The following is a 6,615-nucleotide window of genomic DNA, read 5'->3' as shown; positions in this document are numbered from 1 at the left end:
AAAGAAGAAATTAGCTACAAGCCAATCTAAATGAGATCTTAAATACATAGCTCTAGTCAATCGTGGAAAGCGAAGTATATTTCCGGAGTCACTTCGTTGCACGAATCATTTTTTCTAGTTTTGTTTAATTAAAGCACATTTGTTTCATACATGTATTAGTTGCTTTTATAAAGTAATCTAAGGGGAATGCAAGGACCCATCTTTTATATGTAGGATTCGATCTCCCAGGATGTCGGCTTCCTGTTTATCATGTGTAACTAAAATAACAGGTATTTTCCAATAATCATGAAGACGTTTTAATTCATTTTGGCAATCCGCACGCGTTTTCTCGTCTAAAGCGGAAAATGGCTCATCTAATAACAGAGCTTCCGGCTTGGTAGCAAGTGCTCTAACTAATGCTACACGTTGTTTTTCCCCTCCTGATATTTGTTGTGGATATTGCTGGAGTAATGGGCGTATCCGAGTTATATCTATTAATTGTTCAACAAGTAATGGATCTTTCATCCCATAACGAATGTTCTTTTCAACTGACATATGGGGAAACAATGCATAGTCCTGAAATAAATAGCCGATTCTACGTTTATGAATAGGAACGGGCTTTTGCTGCTTATTCTGATATAAAGTTCGCTCTCCAAGGCTGATTTTGCCTTTATCGGGATGAGTTAGCCCAGCTATGCAATTTAAGATCGTTGTTTTACCTGCCCCTGAGGGTCCGAATAGGACAACGATTTCATTATGAATATCGAATGCCGTATTTAATATAAAATGATTTCGTCTTTTTTCGATCGTAACGGAAAGCATCGAACAATTCGCTCCTTTATCAAAAATCAAGCTATAAACGCGACAAATCTATTATTCTAACGTTCTTATTGTCACATTCGTTTATAGACTAGGTCTGGATGTATCTTATTCTTTGGTAAGCTTCAATATATTTCTACCACTCCACCAATTAAGCCAAAGGATTGCAGTAAAGCCGACAATAACAATACCTATAACCCAAAATAGAGCAGTTTGCATATTTCCGGATTCTACAGCAAAGTAAATGGTTAAAGGAATGGTGTTTGTTTGATTAGGTATATAACCAGCGACCATTAAAGTAGCCCCAAATTCCCCAAGAGCCCTTGCAAAGGAAAGCACAAAACCTGCCACCAAACCTGGCCATGCTAAGGGGAAGGAAATTGTCCAAAATACTTTCCATTTAGATGCTCCCATTGTAAGTGCTGCGTGTTCAAGATTTTTCTCATATTTTAGAAATGCAGCAGCAGCACTTTGGTACATCAAGGGAAATGATACAACCACAGCAGCTATTACTGCACCAACCCAAGTAAAGACAATCTGATAATCAAACCACTGGAGTAAAAGACGACCAATTGGGCCGTTTTTACCGAAGATGAATAGAAGCCCAAAACCAACTACAGTCGGCGGAAGAACAAGTGGGAGTAGAAACAATGCTTCTAATAGCCGTTTTCCTGGAAATTGATTTCGCGAAATTAATCGCGCACAACTTACACCAAGCAAAAATACTATACAAGTTGCGATGCCAGCAATTTTAATTGATAAAATTAATGGTGTATAATCCATATCTACTTCAACCTTTGCACATTAATGGATGTTACGGAAGCCATAGGACTTGAAAATAGCCGCAGCCTTATCTTGTTTCAAGAAATGGATAAAGGTCTCTGCATCATGACGGTTTGTACTATATGAAGTAACGCCAGCAGGGTACACAATAGCTGGATATAGCGTCTCATCGACTTCTGTTATTATTCGTATATCATTTGAAATAGCAGCATCAGATGCATAGACAAAACCAAGCTCTGTATTACCTGATTCTACATAAGTAAGTGCTTGACGTACATCTTTTGCATACACAAATTGCTCCTCTAACGACTGCCAAACACCACTATTTTGCAATGCTGTTTTGGCATAAATACCAGCAGGCACACTCTCAGGATTTCCGATTGCAATTTGATCAATTTGCATGTCGGAAAGCTGCTGAAGAGAAGCTATTGACTGTGAAGATTGCTTATTACCAATTAACACCAAATGATTACCGATAACGTCTGTACGTGTATCTTCAGCAATTAATTTCTCTTCTGTAAGCGTATCCATCCATTGTTGATTTGCAGATAAAAATATGTCGACAGGAGCCCCTTGCTGAATTTGTCTCGATAGTTGTCCAGAGCCTCCGTAATTGACGGTTATATTAATGTTAGGATATTCCTCTTCAAAAGCTGTAATAACCTCTGGTAAAGCATCAGCTAAGCTTGCAGCGGCAGAAACTAAGAGTTTATTAGCTTCTGTAGATTTTTGAAATGGTTCCTCTTGATTAAAGAGGGAACAACCTGTTAGCGTAATACAACTAAAGAATAACAGAACGAGGTATTTCATTTAAAAACTCCTTGTCATAAGTTGTGCTCGACTATTTTGTTCGGCGTTTTGGATATACAGATATAATCATAATTAGCAATACAAGGGAATAAACACAAAAAAACCATAAATAATGATCACTAATTGGGGTAGTTAATGCTATTAACGCGTAAAGAAAAAACGGTACCGTCGTAGTAAAGGCAGTCATTTTCCAAATGATCGAGAATTTTAGTTTTCTACCCATTATTTTCGCTAAGTTAGTACCAATATACGCTATAGCAGAAAGTAATATAAAAACGATAATAGCCATTGGCAAATAATAAAAAATGAAAAAGTAAATAATCAAAAAGATAAAGCTAAGATCAGCGCTATGGCTACTAGAATTTGTGATTCGATCAATCAGAGACGGAATAGATATAAGCAGTAATAGAATAAACATGTAAATAATCGTAATGTCCATGCCTATACGATTAAGCTGAAAGATTGCTTTCTTTCTAGGTAATTTGATACTATGTAAAAACGCATTTAGAAAAATCAATATAAGTCATCCTTACATATTAGTTTCATTTACTATTATAAAGGAAACGAAGGACAATTTCTTATTAAGTAGTTGAAAAAAGGATGACATTTATCATAAAAAAGAAAGAAAGCGAGATAATATAACAATTACTTACAATTCTTGTAGAAATATGTACTCCTTTATGGCTTCATTCCGTAATTTATTACCCGGGAAATAATTTTTTCTACGCTTTTCGACAACCATTTGCAACGAAAACATGTTATCATATTATAATGACGTAGTTACAACCAAAGTAAGATGGGGTGCAAAATGAATCATTCAAAACAACTAACTGACGGGGCGCTATTAACACTGGTATTCATGGGATTATTGCTAGTGAGCCTGTTTGTCCCAATTATACCGATAGTATCCATATTTTTATTGCCAATTCCATTTATTATTTATAGTTCAAGGTATGATTGGAAGCCAGCCCTAATCATGTTTGCCTTTTCTATTGTAATGACGATCTTATCTACAACGATCTATACGTTACCAATGACAGTTCTAATGGGGCTAGGCGGGATTATGATTGGTAGCTCTATTTATCGAAACCTCTCTGCTTATGAGACATGGGCAAGGGGGACTTTTGGGTTTATCATCGGATTATTATTTGCATTTGTTTTTACACAATTTGTATTTCAGATAAATGTAATAGATGCAATGGAGCAAATATTTAACGAATCTATGGAGATGTCAACAGGTGTGATCGAACAATTCACTGCTGAAGCGCAGTTGGAAGAAATTGATGAGATCATGCAACAAACGATCCATGCGTTTGTAACTCTGTTTCCATTTTTCTTAGCTACAATTGCTATTTTAATGGCATTTCTCAGTCAATGGTTCAGTTATAAATTTCTAAATCGAATAGAACGGAAAGACTTGCGGTTTCCACCATTTCGTGAATTGCGATTTCCGAATTCAATCATCTTTGTATATGTAATTGCTTTGTTATTTGCATTTATTTTTACGGACCCGGAAAGCTTGCAATATATGGCGACCCAAAACTTATTACTTTTAACACAAATGCTCGTTACGATTCAAGGTTTTTCATTTCTGTTTTTCTATGCTAACTATAAGAAGATAACAAAAGCATTTCCAATAATTTGTGTGGTGATCGGAGTGCTTTTCCCTATGATGTTATTTATTATTCGCTTTATAGGAATATTTGATTTAGGGTTTGGGTTAAGAGATAAGTTAGCAGAGAAGGATTAGCAGATCTATGAAAATAAAGGTAATGCACAGTAGGAGCTGAATGTGATGTCAGATAAACAAAAGAAGCCAACACTGAGAAATCATGTATGGGTCATTTATGTGCTGTCTATAATTCTGCTTAGTGTTATCTGGTATTTCCAGTGGGTAGTAGGACTAATCATGACTGTGCTTTTAGCTGTTTCGCTTTATTATAGTATCCGTTCTGAGCAAACGCTTCAAGATGAAGCGGAGCAATATATAACAACATTATCTCACCGAATTAAAAAAGTGGGAGAAGAAGCATTATTGGAAATGCCGTTTGGTATTATTTTGTTTAGTGAGGATTATAAAATTGAATGGGCAAATCCATATATGAATCAATTTGATGATGACAGTTTAGTTGGGAATTCTCTGCATTCGTTATCAGAGGATTTAATACCAAAAATTAAAGAAAATAAGGATGAAATTTGGTTTGAATTACAGGGTTATGTATTTCAGACAACAGTAAAGAAGGAAGAGAGACTTCTTTATTTATTTGATCGAACGGAGCAATCAGAATTACAAAACCTCTACCGTAATGAACAAACCGTTATATTATTTATTTTCCTTGATAATTATGAGGAAATTACCCAGAACATGGATGATACAAATAAAAGCCATTTGAATTCACAAGTTACCTCTGTTTTAAACAAATGGTCAAAACATCATGGACTATATTTGAAGCGAACATCTCAAGAGCGCTTTATCGCTGTTGGGACAAAAGAGATTTTGGCTCAGCTTGAAAAAGTGAAATTTGAGATACTTGATGAAGTGAGAGAGTTAATTGGTGAAAGAAATACGCCGTTAACATTAAGTATTGGTGTAGGTGTTGGGTATGTGGATTTACCTACGCTCGGTGAGTTAGCACAATCCAGCCTTGATCTTGCACTTGGTCGAGGTGGAGATCAAGTTGCAATAAAAGATGAATCTGGAAAGGTTCGTTTCTATGGTGGGAAAACCAATCCAATGGAAAAACGTACACGAGTTAGGGCTCGTGTGATCTCCCACGCCTTAAAGGAACTGATAAAGGCAAGTGACAATGTCATTATTATGGGACATAAAGCGCCTGATATGGACGCATTAGGGGCTGCTATCGGAATCCTTAATATTGCAATTGCCAACGATGTAGAGGGACATATCGTATTTGACCCAGAAGATATCGATACAGGTGTATATCGCCTTGTCAATGCGATTCGTGAGGAAGAGAGGATATGGCAGCATTTTGTAGATCCAGAGGAAGCAGAATCACTTATCGGTGCGAGAAGTCTAGTTGTAGTAGTTGATACACACCGTCCATCAATGGTAGCTAGTGAAACACTTTTACAGAAGACGGATTATAAGGTGGTCATCGATCACCACAGACGTGGAGAAGAGTTTATCGAAAATCCAACGTTAGTATATATGGAGCCTTATGCATCCTCTACAGCTGAGTTAGTGACAGAGTTATTAGAATATCAACCCAAAAAATTAAAGCTACGAATGCTTGAAGCAACAGCGCTGTTAGCAGGAATCATCGTAGACACAAAAAGCTTTACACTAAGAACAGGTTCACGAACCTTTGATGCAGCATCATATCTTCGAGCAAAAGGGGCTGATACAGTACTCGTTCAGGAATTTTTGAAGGAAGATATTGATGTATATGTGGAACGAAGTAAACTAATCGAGCGATCGAAAGTATATCGAGATAAAATTGCTATTTCTAGTGCAGAAGAAGGGCAAGTTCATGGCCCTGTACTAATTGCTCAAGCAGCTGATATACTTTTAACAATGAGTGGGATTACAGCTTCCTTTGTTATATCAGAGCGGAAGGATGGAAGGGTAGGGATCAGTGCTAGATCCTTAGGAGACGTCAATGTTCAAGTGATTATGGAAAAAATGAATGGTGGTGGCCATTTGACGAATGCAGCCACACAAATAGATAATATGACAATTGTAGAAGCAGAGCGATTATTAAAAGAAATTTTAGATGAATATTATGAGGGGAGCGAATCAGAATGAAAGTAATATTTCTTAAAGATGTAAAGGGAAAAGGAAAAAAAGGCGACGTTAAAAATGTATCTGATGGATATGCGCGTAATTACTTATTAAAGAACAACCTAGCTGAAGAAGCAACGCACGGTAATATGAAAGCATTAGAAGCGAAGAAGCGTAAAGATGAGCAGCTAGAACAGGAAGAAAAGGAAGAAGCAATGGATCTAAAAGATAAGCTTGCGGACTTAACTGTAGAACTAAGTGCTAAGTCTGGGGAAAATGGTAGGTTATTTGGCTCTATAACGAGCAAGCAAATTTCTGAAGCATTGAAGAAAGACTACGGGTATAAAATTGATAAACGTAAAATAGAATTGGACCAACCTATCCGAGCATTAGGTTATACAACTGTTCCGGTTAAGCTACATCCAGAGGTATCAGGTTCAATCAAAGTACATGTTGCAGAAAAATAATACGTTGTAGAAACA

At 36.6% G+C, this 6,615-nt stretch carries 7 protein-coding genes; 3 read left to right on the top strand and 4 right to left on the bottom strand.

Translation table 11 applies throughout. From position 1 onward, the window contains the following. Positions 1–177: 177 nt before the first annotated feature. From JUJ52_RS16415 to JUJ52_RS16400, 4 genes are all read right to left on the bottom strand, one after another. The gene (locus tag JUJ52_RS16415) at positions 178–801 is read right to left on the bottom strand and encodes an ATP-binding cassette domain-containing protein (protein ID WP_205389722.1); all 624 of its coding nucleotides are present in this window, start codon (positions 799–801) and stop codon (positions 178–180) included. A 105-nt stretch (positions 802–906) separates the two neighbouring features. Then, complete coding sequence (modB, locus tag JUJ52_RS16410; RefSeq protein ID WP_026680452.1) at positions 907–1,581, bottom strand: molybdate ABC transporter permease subunit; 675 nt, start codon at positions 1,579–1,581, stop codon at positions 907–909. Positions 1,582–1,602: 21 nt separating this feature from the next. Further along, positions 1,603–2,391 carry a molybdate ABC transporter substrate-binding protein gene (modA, locus tag JUJ52_RS16405; RefSeq protein WP_026680453.1) on the bottom strand — a complete coding sequence of 263 codons (789 nt, stop codon included), beginning with the start codon at positions 2,389–2,391 and terminating at the stop codon, positions 1,603–1,605. A gap of 31 nt (positions 2,392–2,422) precedes the next feature. After that, positions 2,423–2,908: a DUF1189 family protein gene (locus JUJ52_RS16400; protein ID WP_166530443.1), complete on the bottom strand. Its 486-nt coding sequence runs from the start codon at positions 2,906–2,908 to the stop codon at positions 2,423–2,425. A gap of 291 nt (positions 2,909–3,199) precedes the next feature. Here JUJ52_RS16400 and JUJ52_RS16395 point away from each other — a divergent pair, with 291 nt between their 5' ends. From JUJ52_RS16395 to rplI, 3 genes are read left to right on the top strand one after another with little or no spacing between them, the layout of a single operon-like run. Beyond that, positions 3,200–4,141 (top strand): YybS family protein, encoded by a 942-nt coding sequence (locus JUJ52_RS16395; RefSeq protein ID WP_205389366.1) that lies wholly within the window; start codon positions 3,200–3,202, stop codon positions 4,139–4,141. Between the two features lie 45 nt (positions 4,142–4,186). After that, on the top strand, positions 4,187–6,157 hold the full coding sequence (locus tag JUJ52_RS16390) for a DHH family phosphoesterase (protein WP_121604231.1): 1,971 nt from the start codon (positions 4,187–4,189) through the stop codon (positions 6,155–6,157). Beyond that, complete coding sequence (rplI, locus tag JUJ52_RS16385) at positions 6,154–6,600, top strand: 50S ribosomal protein L9 (protein WP_026680457.1); 447 nt, start codon at positions 6,154–6,156, stop codon at positions 6,598–6,600. Before JUJ52_RS16390 ends, rplI begins: the two co-directional genes overlap by 4 nt. Positions 6,601–6,615 lie beyond the last annotated feature (15 nt).

Source organism: Virgibacillus sp. AGTR, assembly GCF_016919725.2.
GTDB classification, from domain to species: domain Bacteria; phylum Bacillota; class Bacilli; order Bacillales; family Amphibacillaceae; genus Virgibacillus; species Virgibacillus salarius.
This window is presented reverse-complemented; position numbering and strand designations above follow the sequence as displayed.

Excerpts from the sequence above, each read along its gene's own strand:
- JUJ52_RS16415 (WP_205389722.1), bottom strand. The coding sequence starts at position 801 with ATGCTTTCCGTTACGATCGAAAAAAGACGAAATCATTTTATATTAAAT.
- modB (WP_026680452.1), bottom strand. The coding sequence starts at position 1,581 with ATGGATTATACACCATTAATTTTATCAATTAAAATTGCTGGCATCGCA.
- modA (WP_026680453.1), bottom strand. The coding sequence starts at position 2,391 with ATGAAATACCTCGTTCTGTTATTCTTTAGTTGTATTACGCTAACAGGT.
- JUJ52_RS16395 (WP_205389366.1), top strand. The coding sequence starts at position 3,200 with ATGAATCATTCAAAACAACTAACTGACGGGGCGCTATTAACACTGGTA.
- JUJ52_RS16390 (WP_121604231.1), top strand. The coding sequence starts at position 4,187 with ATGTCAGATAAACAAAAGAAGCCAACACTGAGAAATCATGTATGGGTC.
- rplI (WP_026680457.1), top strand. The coding sequence starts at position 6,154 with ATGAAAGTAATATTTCTTAAAGATGTAAAGGGAAAAGGAAAAAAAGGC.